Source organism: Streptomyces albidoflavus (genome assembly GCF_000719955.1).
GTDB classification, from domain to species: Bacteria; Actinomycetota; Actinomycetes; order Streptomycetales; family Streptomycetaceae; genus Streptomyces; species Streptomyces albidoflavus.
Map to the genome: position 1 here is coordinate 208,229 of NZ_JOII01000008.1, position 16,812 is coordinate 225,040.

Below are 16,812 nucleotides of genomic sequence, written 5' to 3' on the forward strand. Positions count from 1 at the left end.
CTGCGTGGGGGCCCGGACCGACCGTCCGGGCCCTCGCCCGTTGCGCCCGCGGCCCGCGCCCCACCCCGGAGGCGGGCCGTCCCCCCACGCACCACCGAAAGCGAGCACCACCCCATGCGCCCCACCGCAGCGCGCGTCAAGTCGCCGGAACTGCTGGTCGCCGAGTCCGGCGCCGACCTGGAGGGCCACGGCCTCAAGCGGACCATGGGCCTGTTCCAGCTGGTCTGCTTCGGCATCGGCGCCGTGGTCGGCACCGGCATCTTCGTCGGCCTCTCCGACACCGTCGCCGAGGCCGGTCCCGCCGTCGTGATCTCCTTCGTGCTCGCCGCCGTGACCTGCGTCTTCACCGCCTTCTCCTTCGCGGAGCTGGGCGGCGCCATGCCGGTCTCCGGCAGCTCGTACTCCTTCGCCTACGCCAGCCTCGGCGAGCGCGCCGCCTTCCTCACCGGCTGGTGCCTGCTGCTGGAGTACGGCGTCTCCATCTCGGCGGTGGCCGTCGGCTGGGGCCAGTACCTCAACGAACTGCTGCACAGCCTGGTCGGGCTGCGGCTGCCCGAGGCGCTCTCCAACCCGCCCGGCGAGGGCGGTGTGGTCAACCTCCCGGCCGTCGTGGTGATGCTGCTGGCCGCCGTCCTGCTGGTGCGCGGCGTGCGCGAGAGCGCCCGGGCCACCGCGATCATGGCGGTGCTGAAGATCGGCATCCTGCTGCTCTTCTGCGTCATCGCCTTCAGCGCCTTCCAGCAGGACAACCTCGCCGACTTCGCGCCCGCCGGGGTCGCCGGTGTCACCTCCGGCGCCTCGCTCGCCTTCTTCTCGTACATCGGGTTCGACGCCATCACCACCGCCGGCGAGGAGGTCAAGAACCCGCGCAAGAACATCCCGGCGGCCGTGCTGATCTGCATCGGCGTCGTCACCGTCCTGTACTGCCTGGTCGCGGTCGCCGCCATCGGCGCGCTCTCCGCCGACGACGTGGCCGACCAGCCGGCCGCGCTCTCGCTCGTCGTCAACCAGGTCACCGGCTCCGCGATCGGCGGCGGCGTCATCGCCTTCGGTGCCGTGGTCGCCATCGCCTCGGTGGTGCTGGCCGTGATGTACGGCCAGACCCGCATCCTGATGTCGATGTCCCGGGACGGCCTGATCCCGCGCGTCTTCGAGCGGGTCTCGCCGAAGACCTCGACGCCGGTCGCCAACACCTGGATCGTCACCGCCGTCTTCGCGGTCCCGGCCGCCGTGGTCCCGCTGGACGTGGTCATCAACCTGACCACCATCGGCACCCTGGCCGCCATGGCTGTCGTCAACGTCGCCGTGATCGTGCTCCGCCGCACCCGCCCCGACCTGCGCCGCAGCTTCCGGGCCCCGCTCTTCCCGCTGACCCCGCTCGCGGGCATCGCCTTCTGCGCGTACCTGATCTACGGCACGGGGCCGCTGACCTGGCTCCAGTTCGCGGTCTTCCTCGCGGTCGGCGTCCTCGTCTACTCGCTCTACGGGCGGCGGCACTCCACGCTCGCCGCGCGAGCGCTCAGTGAGGCCCCGGCCGGGCCCCGTCAGGACGGTCCGCCGTCGGCAGGGTGAACCAGATCGCCTTGCCGGTCTCGGTGGGGCGGTGCCCGCACGACAGGCTGAGCGTGCGGATCAGCAGCAGCCCGCGGCCGCCCTCCGCCCACACGTCGGGCGGCTCGGGCGGCAGCTCGCCCACGAGGCTCGGCGGGGTGGCGCGGCTGCGGTCGTGCACCTCCACCTGGCACCGCTGCTCCAGCAGGTCGACCACCAGCTGAATGGGGTCGTCGCCCTCGGTGTGCTCCACCGCGTTGGCGACCAGCTCGGCGGTGAGGAGTTCGGCCGTGTCGCTGTCCGCCGACGGCTGGATCTCGGCGAGCGCCTTCCTGATGAGCGCACGCGCGATCGGCACGGCCGCGGTCGAGTGCGGCAGCGAGACACGCCACGACGTGGTGGCGGGGGCTTCGGACACGGGCGTAATCCGTTCAGCGGGGTACGGCTCCCAGGCCGTGGCTCTTCGGGTGGTGCGCCGCCCGGGGTGGTGCTGTGCAGTCTTCAACCACGGGCTTGCTCCAGCGTACGAAGACGCGGCCGGTCCCTGGAAAGTCTCCCGCCCGGGCGGGGCGCGGGCCACCGGAGTGCGGCGGAGGGCTCACGGCCACTCCCACCGGGACTTTTGCGGATTCCGCGGGTCCCGCCCGGGCCCCGTCGGCGCCCCTCGCGTGTGACGCGCCTCACGTCCCCCATTCTTCGTCATACGCCCCGATCATTCCTTTCTGTCCCTCTCTGTCGCCTCCTGTGCGCATACCGTTCCCGCCGGTGCGGCCCCGGGGAGAACCGGGGCGCGCCCCACCCGTCCCGTCCGCCCCACCGGTCACCGGCCGTCCGTCAGGTTTGAGACCGCCTGGCGCGGTGATACGCGCCCGGTCGGGCCCCGGAGGGCGAGGAGGTTGCCGCAGGTGTGCGCAGAGGCACGGAGCCGCGCCGCGGCGCCCCCTTCTCCGTACCGGGCGCTCGTTCCCGGAGGAACCGGGCCAAGTGGTGCCCACGCTGGGTGGCCTGATCGTGACGGTGTGCGCGAACGGGTGCGGGGGCACTGCTTCCGCTTTTCGCCGACAAGGTTACGATCAGTCAAGATCACTTGCTGGCAAGGCAGTTCGCCCTTGTCGGCGCGGTCCGGCCGTCCCGTGGGACGGACCGGCGCCACGGGAGCGGCCGCACGGAGCCGCGGCTGACCCTCCGGACCCGTACACCCGCCGGCCGACACGATCCACCCTGCGAAGGTTCTCCATGGCTCGTTCCCCCCTGCACGCCCCCGGCCCCGGCTCCGGCCGCGCGGCGCGCACGGCCCGGCTGCTGTGGCCCCTGGCCCTGACGCTCGCCCTCGCCACCTTCCTCACCGGCGCCGCCCTGATCGCCCGGTACGGCCCGGTCGCCCCCGCGCTCGGCACCGGCGTCGCCGGAGTGGCCGCCCTCGCCCTGCTGGAGCGGCTGCGCCGCGACCACCGGGCCGCGCTCGACGAGGCGCGACGCCAGGCCGGACTGGTCGCCGCCCGCGACGAGGAGGCCGTCCGCCGCGACGCCGGCTGGCGCGCGTACACGGAGGAACAGGCCGGGTACGTCCGCGACGAGCTGGTGCACCTGCTGAAGGAGCGGCTGCCCGCCGCGACCTCCGGGACCGGGGGGATCCCGCCCGCCGGACCGGCCGCCGCGGCGCTGGCCGGGACGATGCCCGAGGTCCCCGGCCTCCTCGACCGGCTCCTCGCCGAGGTCGCCCAGGAGGCCGCCGACCAGGCCGAGTCGCAGCGGCTCTCCCTGGTGGAGCTGGCCAGCCGGGTGCAGACCTCCGCCCACCGCATCCAGGCCACCGTGACCGGCCTCGCCGAACGCTTCCCCGGCGACACCGACCTGCTCGAAGCCACCATGCAGGTCGACCATGCCGCCACCCAGCAGGCCCGCCACGCCCAGAGCCTCAAGGTGCTCTGCGGCGAGTGGCCCGGCCAGCAGTGGCAGAAGCCGCTCGCCCTGGTCGACGTGGTGCGCGCCGCCTCCGGCCGCATCGTCGCCTACCGCCGGGTGACCGTCACCGGAGAGCCCGACCTCGGCGTGCACGCCTCGGTGGTCGAGCCGCTGATCCACCTGGTCGCCGAACTCCTCGCCAACGCCACCGAGTACTCGCCGCCGCGCACCAGCGTGCTGGTCACCGTCCGCGCCGTGCAGCGCGGCGCCGTGATCGAGGTGGACGACGGCGGCCTGGGCCTCGACGAGTACCGGCTCGGCCACGCCCGCGAGATCGTCTCCGGCCGCCGGCTCCTCGGCGTCGGCGAGGTCGGCGAGATCCCGCAGACCGGCTTCGCCGTCGTCGGCCGCTTCGCCGACCGGCACGGCTTCCAGGTCGACCTCGGCCCCTCCCCGTACGGCGGTGTCCGCGCCGTCGTGCTGATCCCGCTGGAGCTGCTGGAGACCCTGGAGCCCGCCGGGTCCCGCTCCGCCCAGCCGCCCGCCGCCGCACCGCCCGCCCCCGCGCCGGCCCCCGCCGCCGAGCCGCCCGCGCCCCGGGAACGCCCCCGGCGCGCCCCCGGCTCCCGCCTGCCCCAGCGCCGCTCCCGGCGCGGGGAGGGCCCCGGCCCCGCCGGTGAGGCGCCCGCGGGAGCCGCGGCCCCCGCCCCGGGCACCCCCGAGGAGGCCGGCGACTGGATGGACGCCTTCTTCGCCGGCGGCCGTGGCGAGCCGGACCCGCCGCCCGCCGGGCCCACCGACCCCCACCCGCACGATTCCGCCGATCCCCCCGAAGGACAGCCCTGACCATGACTTACGTGGAGAACCCCGAGCAGCGGGCCTGGATGATCGCCGACGTCGCGACGGTGCCGGGCGTGCGCCAGGTCATCGTCTTCAGCGGTGACGGGCTGCTGCTCGCCAAGTCCGACTCCATGGACCGGGACGCCGCCGACCGGCTCGCCGCCAACTGCTCCGGCCTGCAGTCCCTCGGCCGGAGCCTGGGACGGGAGCACGGCGCGGAGGGCGGCGCCGTCCACCAGCAGATGGTCGAGTTCGAGGGCGGTTTCCTCTTCATGCGCAGCGCCGGCGGCGCCCACCTCGCCGTCCTCACCGGGCCGGTGGTCGACCCCAAGCAGGTGGCTCGCCAGATGCAGGCCCAGGTCCTGAAGATCGGCGCGGGCAACCTCAGCAGTCCGCCCCGCCAGGAGCCCACCCGGTGACGGCCCCGGGGGAGCAGCCCGAGCGCGCGGTGCGCTCGTACGTCATCACCAAGGGCCGGGCCCGGCCCAGCCGGAACACCATCAACGTCGACACGCTGCTGGTGGCCGCCGACCCGGGCCGCCCGCTGCCGGTGACCGCCTCCCGCGAGGAGACGGCCCTGGTGCGGATGTGCGCCCGGCTGCTCTCCCTGGCCGAGGCCGCGGCCCACCTCTCGCTCCCCGTGAGCCTGGTCAAGGTGGTCGCCTCGGACCTGGTCGACTCCGGCCATCTGGCCGCCCGTTCCGGCATCCCCGAGGCCGCCGGGCCCGACACGCAACTGCTTCAGGAGGTACTGGATGGGCTCCGCCGGCTCCGCTGACCGCTATCTGCCCGACACGGTCCAGCAGGCCGTCAAGATCCTCGTCGTCGGCGCCTTCGGCGTCGGCAAGACCACCCTGGTCGGCTCCGTCAGCGAGATCGAGCCGCTGCGCACCGAGGAGCACATCACCGAGGCCAGCGCCGGCGTGGACGACCTGGCGGGCGTCGGCACCAAGCACACCACCACCGTCGCCATGGACTTCGGCCGCATCACCCTCAACCCCCGCATCGCCCTCTACCTGTTCGGCACCCCCGGCCAGCGGCGCTTCTGGGACCTGTGGGAAGGGCTGGCCGAAGGCGCCCTCGGCGTCCTCGCCCTGGTCGACACCCGCCGCATCGAGGACAGCTTCGACGTGCTGGAACAGCTGGAGCTGCGCGGACTGCCGTTCGCCGTCGCCGTCAACGAGTTCCCGGACAGCGAGACGTACGAGATCGGGGAGATACGTTCCGCCCTGGACCTCCTCGACGAGACCCCGGTGGTCCTCTGCGACGCCCGCGACCCGCGCTCCTCCGTCGAAGCCCTCATCACCCTCGTCCAGTACGTCTTCGAGCGCGCGGCCCGCCCCGCCGCCCCGCAGGAGCCCGCCGTATGACCGCCGCCCCGCCTCCCGGCTGCCCCGCCCACGCCTCCACCGGCCTCGTCCCCCTCACCGCCGCCACAGGCGCCCCCGACCACCGCGAGGTCTACCGCAGGCTGCGTGCGGAGTGGGGCGACGTCGCCCGCGTCGAACTGGAACCGGGCGTGCCCGCCTGGCTGGTGATGGGCTACCGCGAGATGCTCACCCTCACCCGCAACGAGCAGCTCTTCTCCCGCGACGCCCGCAACTGGCGCGACCTGCGCGAAGGCGTCGTCTCCCCGGACTCCGGGCTGCTGCCCATGATGGGCTGGCGGGCCAACGTCATCGGCGCCGACGGCCCCGAGCACCGCAGGCTGCGCGCGCCGCTCGACGACGGCGTCGCCCGCATCGACCAGCGGCGCGCCCGCCGCCAGGTCGAGGCGCTCTGCGAGGAGCTGATCGCCGAGTTCGCCGCCCGCGGCAGCGCCGACCTGGTCGGCGAGTACGCCACCATCGTGCCGATGCTCGCCCTGGCCTCCCTCTTCGGCCTGGACAGCGCCGGCGGCCACGAACTGCTGCGCGCCCTGATCGCCCTCTTCGGCAGCGCCGACGACTCCCAGGCGGGCAACCGCCAGTTCGAGGAGATCCTCCTCGACACCCTCCGCGAGCGCCGTGCCCGCCCCGCCGACGACCTCACCACCGCCTTCCTCGACCACCCCGACCTGCACAACGAGGCCGAGCACCTCCAGTCGGTGGTCGTCATGATCTCCGCGGGCAACGAGACCGTCACCGCCTGGATCGCCCACACCCTGCGGCTGCTCCTGTGCGACCCGCGGTTCGCCTCCCGGCTGCACGGCGGCCGCCTCGGCATCGACGACGCCCTCGACGAAGCCCTCTGGCGCGACCCGCCGATGAACAACATGCCCGCCCGGTACGCCCTGCGCGACACCGAGCTCGGCGGCCACCGCATCCGGCAGGGCGACTGCCTGATCCTCGGCATCGCCGCCGCCAACGACGACCCGCTGATCCGCCCCGAGGACGAGCTGACCGAACCGGGCAACCGCGCCCACCTGGCCTTCTCGGCCGGCCCGCACGTCTGCCCCGCCCAGGTCCCTGCCCGCCTCATCACCCGTACCGCCGTCAAGACCGTGCTGCACCGGCTCCCCGGGCTCCGGCTCACCGTGCCCGCCGAGGAGATCGGCTGGCGGTCCTCGCCCTGGACCCGCGTCCCCACCGCGCTGCCCGTCGCCTTCCCGCCCGCGCCCCGACCGTCCAAGGAGAACCGGTGACCACCACCCCCGACGCCGCTGTCCCCGAGATCACCCTCGACCCGTACGGCAGCGACCACCACGGCGAGGCCGCCCGGCTCCGCGCGCTCGGGCCGGTGGTCCGCGTCCGCCTCCCCGGAGACGTACGGGCCTGGGCCGTCACCCGCCACGACCTGCTGGCGGAACTGGTGGCCGACCCGCGCATGAGCAAGGACTGGCGGAACTGGAACGCCATCCGCCGCGGCGAGATCGAGGACGGCTGGCCGCTGATCGGCATGGTCAAGGTGACCAACATGGTCACCGCCGACGGCCAGGAACACCGCAGGCTGCGCAAGCTCGTCATGCAGACCTTCACCCCGCGCCGGGTGGCCGAGCTGCGGCCCCGCGTCGAGGCGATCGTCGCCGGACTGCTGGACGAGCTGCCCTCGCACGCCGACGCCGACGGCGTCGTGGACCTCCGCCGGTACTACGCCAACCCGGTCCCGATGCGGGTCATCTGCGAACTCTTCGGCGTCCCCAGCCACGAGCAGCCCCGCCTCAAGGAGCTGATGGACAACATCTTCCGCTCCGACCTCGGCCCCGAGGAGGTGACGGCCAGCCAGGTCGAGCAGTACCAGCTGCTCGCCCGCGTCGTCGCCGCCCGCCGCGCCGAGCCCGGCCCCGACCTGACCAGCGCCCTGATCGCCGCCCGCGAGGCCGACCCGGACGCGCTCAGCGAGGAGGAACTGGTCGGCACCCTGCTGCTGATGCTCTCGGCCGGGCAGGAGACCACCCTCAGCCTCGTCACCAACGCTGTCCGCGCCCTGCTCACCCACCCCGACCAGCGCGCCCTCGCCGAGGCGGGCGGCGAGGAGGTCTGGGAGGCGGTGGTCGAGGAGACCCTGCGCTGGGACGCGCCGATCGGCAACTTCCCCTTCCGCTACCCGCTGGAGGACGTGGAGATCGCCGGGGTCCCGATCGGGAGGGGCGAGGCGATCATGGCGCCGTACAGCGCGGTCGGCCGCGACCGGGCCCAGCACGGAGAGGACGCCGACCGCTTCGACCTGACCCGCGAGCAGAACCGCCATCTCGCCTTCAGCCACGGCCCGCACTTCTGCCTGGGCGCGCCGCTGGCGCGCCTGGAGGCGGCCCTCGCCATCCCCGCCGTCTTCGCCCGCTACCCCGGGCTCTCCCTCGCCGTCGACCCCGCCACCCTCACCCCGGTGCCCTCGATGTTCTCCAACAGCTCCGCCACCCTCCCCGTCCGGCTCGCCCATGACACCTGAGCACCACCGGTCCCACCCCCGTCCGGCCCGGCGCCCGGCGCGCCGGGCCCGGAACCCGAGGAGCGCGATATATCACTATCGGGTGCATTACGTTCCCTCTGTGACCTGTAGGCGACCCGAGCGACCCGGCGCCCTATGATCGCGCTCGTCGCCGCCCACTTCGTCCTCGCCATGTGCGCCAGGCCGCTGGTCCGGTGGCTCGGCACCAGGGCGTTCCTCGTCCTCGCGCTCCCGCCGCTCGCCGCCACCGTGTGGGCCGTCGCCCAGCTGGGGGACACCGCCGACGGCGCCTCCACGGACTGGAACTGGGAGTGGATCCCCGCCTACGAGGTCTCCCTCGCACTGCGCCTGGACGCGCTCTCCGAGCTGATGGTCCTGCTCGCCGCCGGCATCGGCACGCTGGTCCTCGTCTACTGCGTCCGCTACTTCCACGACGGCACCCGCGGCCTGAGCCGCTTCGCCGGCACCCTGCTCGCCTTCGCCGGCGCCATGCTCGGCCTGGTCCTCGCCGACGACCTGATCCTCCTCTACGTCTTCTGGGAGATCACCAGCGTCCTGTCGTTCCTGCTCATCGGCCACGGCAGCGAGTACAAGCAGAACCGGCGCTCCGCCCTCCAGGCGCTCACCGTCACCACGCTGGGCGGACTGGTCATGCTGGTCGGGTTCCTGATGCTCGGCCACGTCACCGGCACCTACCGGATCTCCGAGATCCTCGCCTCCCCGCCGCCCTCCTCCACCCTGCTGGAGATCGCGGCGGTGCTCATCCTCTGCGGCGCCTTCTCCAAGTCGGCGATCTGGCCGTTCAGCATGTGGCTGCCGAACGCCATGGCCGCCCCCACCCCGGTCAGCGCCTACCTGCACGCCGCCGCCATGGTCAAGGCCGGCATCTACCTCGTCGCCCGCCTCACCCCCGCCTTCGGCGACCTCTCCCTGTGGCGCCCGCCCATCCTGGTCCTCGGCTGCGCCACCATGCTCCTCGGCGGCTGGCGCTCGCTGCGCCTGCACGACCTGAAACTGGTCCTCGCCTACGGCACGGTCAGCCAGCTCGGCTTCCTGATCGTCCTCGCCGGCGACGGCAAGTACGACGTCGGGCTCGCCGCCGTCACCATGATCCTGGCCCACGCCGTCTTCAAGGCCCCGCTCTTCCTCGTCACCGGGATCATCGACCACGCCACCGGCACCCGTGACCTGCGCCGCCTCTCGGGGGTGGGCCGCACCCTGCCCTGGGTGGCCGGCACCGCCGTGGTCGCGGCCCTCTCCATGGCCGCCCTCCCGCCGATGCTCGGCTTCGCGGCCAAGGAGGCCGCCTTCGAGTCGCTGCTGGAGGGCGACACCCCCGACCTGTGGGCGCTCGGCGTCATCGTCGTCGGCTCCGCGCTCACCACCGCGTACAGCCTCCGCTTCGTCTGGGGTGCCTTCGCGCGCAAGACCGGTGTCCCCGACACCGCCGCCCAGAAGGTCGGCTGGCTCTTCCTCGGCCCGGCCGCGATCCTCGCCGTCTGCGGGCTGGTCCTCGGACCCGGCGTCAGCTCGGCCGAGGACCTGTTCGCCACCTACGCCGCGCAGTACACGGTCCCCGCCAACCCCTACCACCTCGCCCTCTGGCACGGCTTCGGCACCGCGCTCGGGCTGTCGGTCGTCGCCTGGGTCGCCGGTGTGCTGCTCTTCCTCGCCCGCAAGGAGGTCCGCACCCTCTCCCGGCGCATCGCCTGGCCGACCGCCGACGCCGTCTACGGGCAGGTCCTCCTCGGCCTGGAACGCGTCTCCCTCCAGGTCACCGGCTTCGTCCAGCGCGGCTCGCTCTCCGTCTACCTCGCCGTCACCCTGCTGGTGATGCTGGCCGGACAGCTCGCGGTCCTCGTCACCGACCAGCCGTGGGACGGGGCCCGCGCCCCCGCCCGCTGGGACTCCCCGCTCCAGGGCGCCATCGCCGTCCTCACCTGCGCCGCCGCCCTGATGTGCCTCACCGTCAGCCGCCGTATGAAGGGCGTCGTCCTGGCCGGACTGACCGGGTACGGGGCGGCGCTGCTCTTCGTCCTCCAGGGCGCCCCCGACCTCGCCCTCACCCAGTTCGGCGTCGAGACCGTCTCGATGATCGTCTTCATCCTGGTGCTGCGCCGGATGCCGGTCCACTTCGAGGAGTCCTTCAGCCCCTGGCGCCGCTGGGCCCGCATCCCGGTCGCCCTCGCCAGCTCCCTGGTCGTCGCCGTCGCCGTCTGGGTCGCCGCCTCCGCGCGCACCGCGCGCCCGGACGGCGAACCGATGGTGACCGAGGTCGCCCACCACGGCCTGAAGAACGTGGTCGCCACCATCCTCGTCGACCTGCGGTCCTGGGACACCATGGGCGAGTCCGCCGTCCTCGCGGCCGCCGCCGTCGGCGTCACCAGCCTCATCTTCCTGCACCGCCGCACCGACAGCGCCGGCCAGGAGATCCCGTACGACCGGACCATCTGGTCGCTCTCCTCGCGCGGCGTGGGGCGCCCCGGGCCCGGCCCGGACAGCACCCGTGAGCGGACCTGGCTGGCCGCCGGGCGCTCGCTCGCCCCCGAGCACCGCTCGGTCGTCTTCGAGGTGCTGGCCCGGCTGATCTTCCACCCGATCCTGGTGCTCTCGGTCTACCTGCTCTTCTGCGCCGAGAACCTGCCCGGCGGCGGCTTCATCGGCGGCCTGGTCGCGGGTGTCGCCCTGATCGTTCGGTACCTGGCGGGCGGCCGCTTCGAACTGGCCGAGGCCGCGCCGCGCCAGCCCGGCCTCTTCACCGGGCTCGGGCTCTTCGTCATGACCGCCGTCGCCCTGCTCGGCCTGATCGACGGAACGGTCCTGCACGCCTTCGAGTACCACGGCCACCTGCCGCTCTTCGGCGAGTACCACCTCGCCACGCCCGTCCTCTTCGACTTCGGCGTCTACCTGCTGGTCCTCGGTGTCGTCCTCGACATCGTCCGCGCCCTCGGCGCCAAGGTCGACCGCCAGATCGAACGGGCCGCGGCGGAGGGGACCGCCGGGGTCAGGGGCGTCCTCTCCACCCGGAGCGGCGAGGACCCGACCGACCCCGCCACCGGAGGAGGAGACGGCCGATGACCATCAGCCTCGCTCTGCTCGTCACCGCCACCGTGCTGATCGCGGTCGGCGGCGTCCTGCTGCTCACCCGGCCGCTGACCCGCATCCTGCTCGGCGCGGTCATCACCTCCAACGGCATCAACCTGCTGCTGCTCGCCGTCACCGGCCTCTCCGGGCCCGCCCCGCTGCTCTACCCGGGCGTCGACCCGGCCTCCGTCACGGACCCGCTGCCGCAGGCCATCACGCTGACCGCCATCGTCATCACCCTCGCCACCACGGCGTTCATCCTCGCCATGGCCTACCGCTCCTACCAGCTCACCGGCACCGACGAGGTCCACGACGACATCGAGGACCGCCGGGTCGCCCTCCGCAGCGAGGTCTACGACCGGCGCAGCGAGCTGCGCAGCCGGTACCGGGAGGCCGACCGCGACCCCGAGGTGCGCCGCCGCTACCGCGCCGAACGCCGCCAGCTCAGCGCCCGCCTCCGCGCCGACCGCGCCCTCCAGGCACGCGGCCGCGACGCCTCCGGCGACCTCTGGAACGACATCCTCGGCGCCGACCCCGCCGACTACCCGCAGGGTCCCGAGAGCGGCGAGGAGGGCGGCCCCGAGACCCCGGGCCCCGGTGGCAACGGCCCCTCCGGCCCGGACACCGGCCCCTCGGGCGCCCCCGACACCTCCGCCCCCGACGAACCGGCCGCCGCCCCCGCCGAACCCGGCGCCACCGGCCAGGAGGCCCCCGAGTCCACCGGCCCCCAGGCCACCGACACCACCACCCGCCCCGAACCCCCCACCCCCGGCGGCCAGGCCCCCGGGTCCGGGGGCGCCACCCCGTCCCGCCCGGGCGAGACCCCGGTCCCGGGCGACGACAGCGGGGCCACCGCGACCCGGCCGCGCCGCGTCGTACCGCCCCCCGACGCCCAGCACCCCCCGGAGGACCCCGTCCCCGACGGCCATCCCGAGGCGGTCCGCCGCCGGCCCCGCCCCCAGGACCACCCCGCTCCCGACCCGCACCCGGGCCCCGCCCCCTACCCCTCGACCCCGCCCGGTCCTGAGAGCGCCCGCAAGCCGTACCCCCGCCCGGGCCGGGCCGACCGCCCGCAGCCCCCAGGAGACCTCAGGTGAACGCACTCGTCCCCCTGCCGGTGCTGCTGCCGCTCTTCGCCACCGGCCTCAGCCTCGCGGCGGGCATCCGGCTCAAGCGGTTCCAGCGGTTCATCAGTGTCGCCGTGCTCACCGCGGTCGTGGTGATCTCGGTCGTTCTGATGATCGCCGCCGACGACGGCCCGCTCTCCGTCCACCTCGGCGACTTCGCCCCGCCGCTCGGCATCACCCTGGTCGCCGACCGGCTCAGCGGGCTGATGCTCACCGTCTCCTCGCTGGTCACCCTCTGCGTGCTGGTCTACTCGCTCGGCCAGGGCATGGCCGACAAGGACGACGAGACCCCGCTCGCCGTCTTCCACCCGGCCTACCTGATCCTGGTGGCCGGGATCGCCTGCACCTTCCTCGCCGGCGACCTCATGAACCTCTTCGTCGGCTTCGAGATCATGCTGGTCTCCAGCTTCGTCCTGCTCACCCTCGGCGGCACCGGCCCCCGGATAAGGGCCGGTTCGACCTATGTGATCATCTCGCTGCTCTCCTCGATGATCTTCCTGGTGGCCATCGCCATCACCTACGCGGCCACCGGCACCGTCAACTTCGCGCAGCTCGCCGAGCGGTTCGACGACCTCTCCCTCGGCGTCACCACCCTCATCCAGGCGATGCTGCTGACCGTCTTCGGCATCAAGGCCGCCGTCTTCCCGGTCGCCGCCTGGCTGCCCGACTCCTACCCGACGGCGCCCGCCCCCGTCACCGCCGTCTTCGCCGGCCTGCTCACCAAGGTCGGCGTCTACTGCATGCTCCGCACGGAGACCCTGCTCTTCCCCGGCAACCGGCTGGGCAACCTGCTCCTGGTCGTCGCGCTGGCCTCGATGATCATCGGCATCCTCGGCGCCGTCGCCCAGACCGACCTGAAGCGGCTGCTCTCCTTCACCCTGATCAGCCACATCGGCTACATGGTCTTCGGCATCGGCCTCGCCGACCGCGAGGGCATCGCCGGAGCCATCGTCTACGTCGTCCACCACATCACCGTGCAGACCACGCTCTTCCTCGTCGCCGGGCTGATCGAACGCCGGGGCGGCACCACGGAGCTGACCCGGCTCGGCGGCATGGCCCGCAGCGCGCCCCTGCTCTCCCTGCTCTTCTTCGTCCCGGCCATGAACATCGCGGGCATCCCGCCGTTCTCCGGCTTCATCGGCAAACTCGCCCTGATGCGGGCCGGCGTCGACAACGGCTCGGTCCTCGCCTGGGTCCTGGTCGGCGGCTCCACCCTGACCAGCCTCCTGACGCTCTACGTCATCGTGAAGGTCTGGAACCTCGCCTTCTGGCGCAGCGAACCGCCCGGCCAGGCCGCGGAGGGCACCGTCATGGAGTCCCAGGAGGACGACGCCGACGCCGACGACGCCGACGACGAGGCCGACGTGGGCGGACCGGCCGTCACCCCGCAGGACGACCAGGGCATCCCGGTGCGGCCCGGCGGCGGCCAGGTCGTCGCCACCAGCATCACCGGAAAGGCCGTCACCACCACCAAGCGGCCCCCGCGCACCATGCTCGCCGCGACCGCCGCCACCGTCGTGCTCGGCCTCTCCTACACCGTGCTCGCCGGGCCGCTCGCCGCCTACACCGACCGCTCGGCGCAGGAACTGCTGACCCGGACGCCGTACATCGAGGAGGTGCTCAGGCCGTGATCACCTGGTCGGCCCGGTCTCCCGAACTCCCGCCCTACTCCGTGGCCTTCGGCCACGGGCGGCACCGCAGGGTGCTCGACCTGCCCCTCGTCGTCTGGCTCGCCGTCATCTGGGTGCTGCTCTGGGGAACGTTCTCCTGGGCCAACCTCGTCAACGGCGTGGTCGTCGCCGTCCTGCTCTGCCTGGCCTTCCCGCTGCCCCCGGCCGACCTCGGGCTGCGGCTGCACCCCTGGGGCATCCTCAAGCTGCTGCTGTACCTGCTCTGGGACATGTGGATCTCCGGGGTCCGCGTCACCAAGCAGATTTTCGTGGACTACCCGCACCGCGCGGCCGTCCTCGCGATCCCGCTGCGCTGCCGCTCCGAACTCATGCTCACCGCCACCGCGGTGGCCGTCTCCAACGTGCCCGGCGGCTCGGTGATCGAACTGCGCCGCGCCACCGCCACCCTCTTCGTCCACGTCCTGGACGCCGACGATCCCAAGGCGCTGGAGACCGCCCGCCGGTCCGTCTGGCGGACCGAGGAACTGACCGTCCGGGCCTTCGGCAGCCGCGAGGAGATCGCCCGCGTCTCGGCCGACCCCCGGCAGGAGGATGCGACATGACCGTCTTCGAGTGGATCGACCGCGTCCTGCTGACCGCGGCGGTCGTGATGATCCTGCTCGCCGGAGCCCTGCTGCTGGTACGCCTCTGGCTCGGCCCCTCCATGCTCGACCGCGCCATCTGCCTGGACGTCACCGCCGCCCTGATCATCGCCGGCCTCGGCGCCCAGGCGGCCTTCAGCCGGGACCCGTTCTACTTCCCGATCATGCTGGTGCTGGCCTTCCTCGGCTTCACCGGATCGGTGGCCATCGCCCGGTTCATCGCCGTACGCGACCGGCCCACCGCCGCCGGGCGGGAAGCCACCGTGGAGGAGGACCGCAGCGCATGAACCCCACCCCCTGGGCCCAGGCCGCGGACACCGTCGGCGCCTTCCTCGTCTTCCTCGGCGCGGCCATCTGCCTGCTCGGCTCCATCGGCCTGGTCAAGCTCCCCGAGGTCCTCTCCCGCAGCCACGCCGCCACCAAGCCGCAGGCCCTCGGCATCCTGCTGGTCCTGGTCGGCGTCGCGCTGCGGCTGCGCACCGGCATCGACGCCGGCACCCTCGCCCTCATCATCTTCTTCCAGCTGCTGACCGGTCCCGTCGCCTCCCACCTGGTGGCCCGCTCGGCGTACCGCACCGGCGGCGTCCACGCCGACCTCCTCTTCGACGACCTCGACGAACAGCTCAGCGAGGAACCCGACATGCCCCGGAGCCACCCCCGCCCCGACCCCGACCGCGAGGACGCCGCCCCCAAGGACGGGCCGGAGGACGGGCACACGCCGGGCGGGGGCTGAGGGGGCGGGCGTCGCCCTCCGTGGGGACGGGCGGCCCCGTCAGAACGCGACCGCGTCGCGGATCAGCGGGCAGGTCATGCAGTGGCCGCCGCCGCGTCCCCGGCCCAGCTCCGCGCCGACGATCGGCAGGACCTCGATGCCGGCCTGGCGCAGGAGGGCGTTGGTCTGGGTGTTGCGGTCGTAGGTGAAGACGACGCCCGGTTCGAGGGCGACGGCGTTGTTGCCGCTGTCCCACTGCTGGCGTTCGGAGGCGTAGACGTCGCCGCCGGTCTCGATGGCCCGCAGCTGGGGCAGGCCGAGGGCGCGGGCCACCACCTCGGTGAACGGGCGGTCGCCCTCGTCGGTGATCTCCAGGCCCGGCGCCCGGTCGGCGGGGCGCAGCGAGAAGGTGTGCACCGCCTCCATGATCTTCGGGTAGAGGGTCACCACGTCGCGGTCGGCGAAGGTGAAGACGGTGTCCAGGTGCATCGCCGAGCGCAGCCGGGGCATCCCGGCGACGATCACGTGCTCCGCCGCGCCCCGCGCGAAGAGGGCCGTCGCGACCTGCGTGATGGCCTGGCGCGAGGTGCGTTCGCTCATGCCCATCAGGACGACCTTCTCGCCGACCGGCATGATGTCGCCGCCCTCGAAGGTGGCCTGCCCCCAGTCGCGCTCCGGGTCGCCCCACCAGACGGTCGCGCCGGCGAAGTCGGGGTGGAAGAGGTAGACGGCCTTCATCAGCATCGTCTCCGCGCGCCGGGCCGGCCAGTACAGCGGGTTGAGGGTGACCCCGTCGTAGAGCCAGCACGTGGTGTCGCGGGTGTAGAGGGTGTTGGGCAGCGGCGGCAGCAGGTAGGCGTGGCCGCCGGTCGACTCGCGGGCCAGGGCGACGAATCCGGTCCGGTACTCCTCGGGGAGGTCGGTGGTGGCCAGGCCGCCGATGAGGTGGTCGGCGAGGCGCCGGTCGTCCAGGGTCTCCAGGTAGGCGAGGGTGGAGTCGATCAGGCCGATCCCCACCTGGTCGGCGGTGACCTTCCGCTCCAGGAGCCAGTTCCGCGCCCCGGGCACGGCCATCGTCTCGGCGAGCAGCGCGTGCAGCTCCACCACGTCCACCCCGCGCCGGCGCAGCTCGGCGACGAAGGCGGCGTGGTCGCGCTGGGCGTTCTCCACCCACATCACGTCGTCGAAGAGCAGGTCGTGGGAGTTGGTCGGGGTGAGCCTGCGGTGGGCGAGCCCGGGGGAGCAGACCAGTACCTTGCGCAGGCGGCCCACCTCGGAGTAGACGCCGAGCGCGCTGCCGGGCGGGGTGGTGGACATGGCGCGCTCCTCCTCCGCTCGCTCCCCGGCGCGGGCGCCGCCGACATCCGGAACGTACCCGCTCACCCGCCCGGGCGCCTGTCCTGCGGGGCCGCCCGGTGGAGAACCCGGAGGCCACCCGGGTGGCCCGATCCGGC

Annotated in this window: 15 protein-coding genes; 13 read left to right on the forward strand and 2 right to left on the reverse strand. The window is 73.5% G+C overall.

Annotated features, from left to right (window positions below):
* Nucleotides 1–114: 114 nt before the first annotated feature.
* A complete protein-coding gene (locus IF45_RS0112220; protein ID WP_018469506.1) occupies nucleotides 115–1,572 on the forward strand; it encodes an amino acid permease in 1,458 nt (485 codons plus the stop codon).
* On the opposite strand, the gene IF45_RS0112225 is transcribed toward IF45_RS0112220, so the two are convergent.
* Nucleotides 1,520–1,969, reverse strand: a complete 450-nt coding sequence (locus tag IF45_RS0112225; RefSeq protein ID WP_018469505.1) for an ATP-binding protein — start codon at nucleotides 1,967–1,969, stop codon at nucleotides 1,520–1,522. The genes IF45_RS0112220 and IF45_RS0112225 overlap by 53 nt on opposite strands.
* Nucleotides 1,970–2,787: 818 nt before the next feature.
* Here IF45_RS0112225 and IF45_RS0112230 point away from each other — a divergent pair.
* The 12 genes from IF45_RS0112230 to mnhG all read left to right on the forward strand — a co-directional run bounded on the left by IF45_RS0112230 (nucleotide 2,788) and on the right by mnhG (nucleotide 15,379).
* On the forward strand, nucleotides 2,788–4,302 hold the full coding sequence (locus IF45_RS0112230; RefSeq protein WP_030307333.1) for an ATP-binding protein: 1,515 nt from the start codon (nucleotides 2,788–2,790) through the stop codon (nucleotides 4,300–4,302).
* A 2-nt stretch (nucleotides 4,303–4,304) separates the two neighbouring features.
* Nucleotides 4,305–4,715: a roadblock/LC7 domain-containing protein gene (locus tag IF45_RS0112235; RefSeq protein WP_010641347.1), complete on the forward strand. Its 411-nt coding sequence runs from the start codon at nucleotides 4,305–4,307 to the stop codon at nucleotides 4,713–4,715.
* A complete protein-coding gene (locus IF45_RS0112240) occupies nucleotides 4,712–5,074 on the forward strand; it encodes a DUF742 domain-containing protein (RefSeq protein WP_003951532.1) in 363 nt (120 codons plus the stop codon). Before IF45_RS0112235 ends, IF45_RS0112240 begins: the two co-directional genes overlap by 4 nt.
* Nucleotides 5,052–5,666 carry a GTP-binding protein gene (locus tag IF45_RS0112245; protein WP_010641345.1) on the forward strand — a complete coding sequence of 205 codons (615 nt, stop codon included), beginning with the start codon at nucleotides 5,052–5,054 and terminating at the stop codon, nucleotides 5,664–5,666. Before IF45_RS0112240 ends, IF45_RS0112245 begins: the two co-directional genes overlap by 23 nt.
* The gene (locus IF45_RS0112250; RefSeq protein ID WP_030307335.1) at nucleotides 5,663–6,919 is read left to right on the forward strand and encodes a cytochrome P450; all 1,257 of its coding nucleotides are present in this window, start codon (nucleotides 5,663–5,665) and stop codon (nucleotides 6,917–6,919) included. The genes IF45_RS0112245 and IF45_RS0112250 overlap by 4 nt, the downstream gene beginning before the upstream one ends.
* Complete coding sequence (locus tag IF45_RS0112255) at nucleotides 6,916–8,163, forward strand: cytochrome P450 family protein (RefSeq protein ID WP_030307339.1); 1,248 nt, start codon at nucleotides 6,916–6,918, stop codon at nucleotides 8,161–8,163. Before IF45_RS0112250 ends, IF45_RS0112255 begins: the two co-directional genes overlap by 4 nt.
* Before the next feature lie 135 nt (nucleotides 8,164–8,298).
* Nucleotides 8,299–11,241, forward strand: coding sequence for a Na+/H+ antiporter subunit A (locus IF45_RS0112260; protein WP_030307341.1), 2,943 nt, complete (start codon nucleotides 8,299–8,301; stop codon nucleotides 11,239–11,241).
* On the forward strand, nucleotides 11,238–12,344 hold the full coding sequence (locus IF45_RS0112265) for a Na(+)/H(+) antiporter subunit C (protein WP_030307342.1): 1,107 nt from the start codon (nucleotides 11,238–11,240) through the stop codon (nucleotides 12,342–12,344). Before IF45_RS0112260 ends, IF45_RS0112265 begins: the two co-directional genes overlap by 4 nt.
* On the forward strand, nucleotides 12,341–14,005 hold the full coding sequence (locus tag IF45_RS0112270) for a Na+/H+ antiporter subunit D (protein WP_030307344.1): 1,665 nt from the start codon (nucleotides 12,341–12,343) through the stop codon (nucleotides 14,003–14,005). The genes IF45_RS0112265 and IF45_RS0112270 overlap by 4 nt, the downstream gene beginning before the upstream one ends.
* On the forward strand, nucleotides 14,002–14,607 hold the full coding sequence (locus tag IF45_RS0112275; protein ID WP_003951538.1) for a Na+/H+ antiporter subunit E: 606 nt from the start codon (nucleotides 14,002–14,004) through the stop codon (nucleotides 14,605–14,607). Before IF45_RS0112270 ends, IF45_RS0112275 begins: the two co-directional genes overlap by 4 nt.
* The gene (locus IF45_RS0112280) at nucleotides 14,604–14,933 is read left to right on the forward strand and encodes an MrpF/PhaF family protein (RefSeq protein ID WP_003951539.1); all 330 of its coding nucleotides are present in this window, start codon (nucleotides 14,604–14,606) and stop codon (nucleotides 14,931–14,933) included. The genes IF45_RS0112275 and IF45_RS0112280 overlap by 4 nt, the downstream gene beginning before the upstream one ends.
* Entirely contained in the window at nucleotides 14,930–15,379 is a 450-nt protein-coding gene (mnhG, locus tag IF45_RS0112285; RefSeq protein ID WP_003951540.1) for a monovalent cation/H(+) antiporter subunit G, read from the forward strand. The genes IF45_RS0112280 and mnhG overlap by 4 nt, the downstream gene beginning before the upstream one ends.
* Before the next feature lie 39 nt (nucleotides 15,380–15,418).
* On the opposite strand, the gene IF45_RS0112290 is transcribed toward mnhG, so the two are convergent.
* Complete coding sequence (locus tag IF45_RS0112290) at nucleotides 15,419–16,675, reverse strand: arginine deiminase (RefSeq protein ID WP_030307346.1); 1,257 nt, start codon at nucleotides 16,673–16,675, stop codon at nucleotides 15,419–15,421.
* Nucleotides 16,676–16,812: the final 137 nt, after the last annotated feature.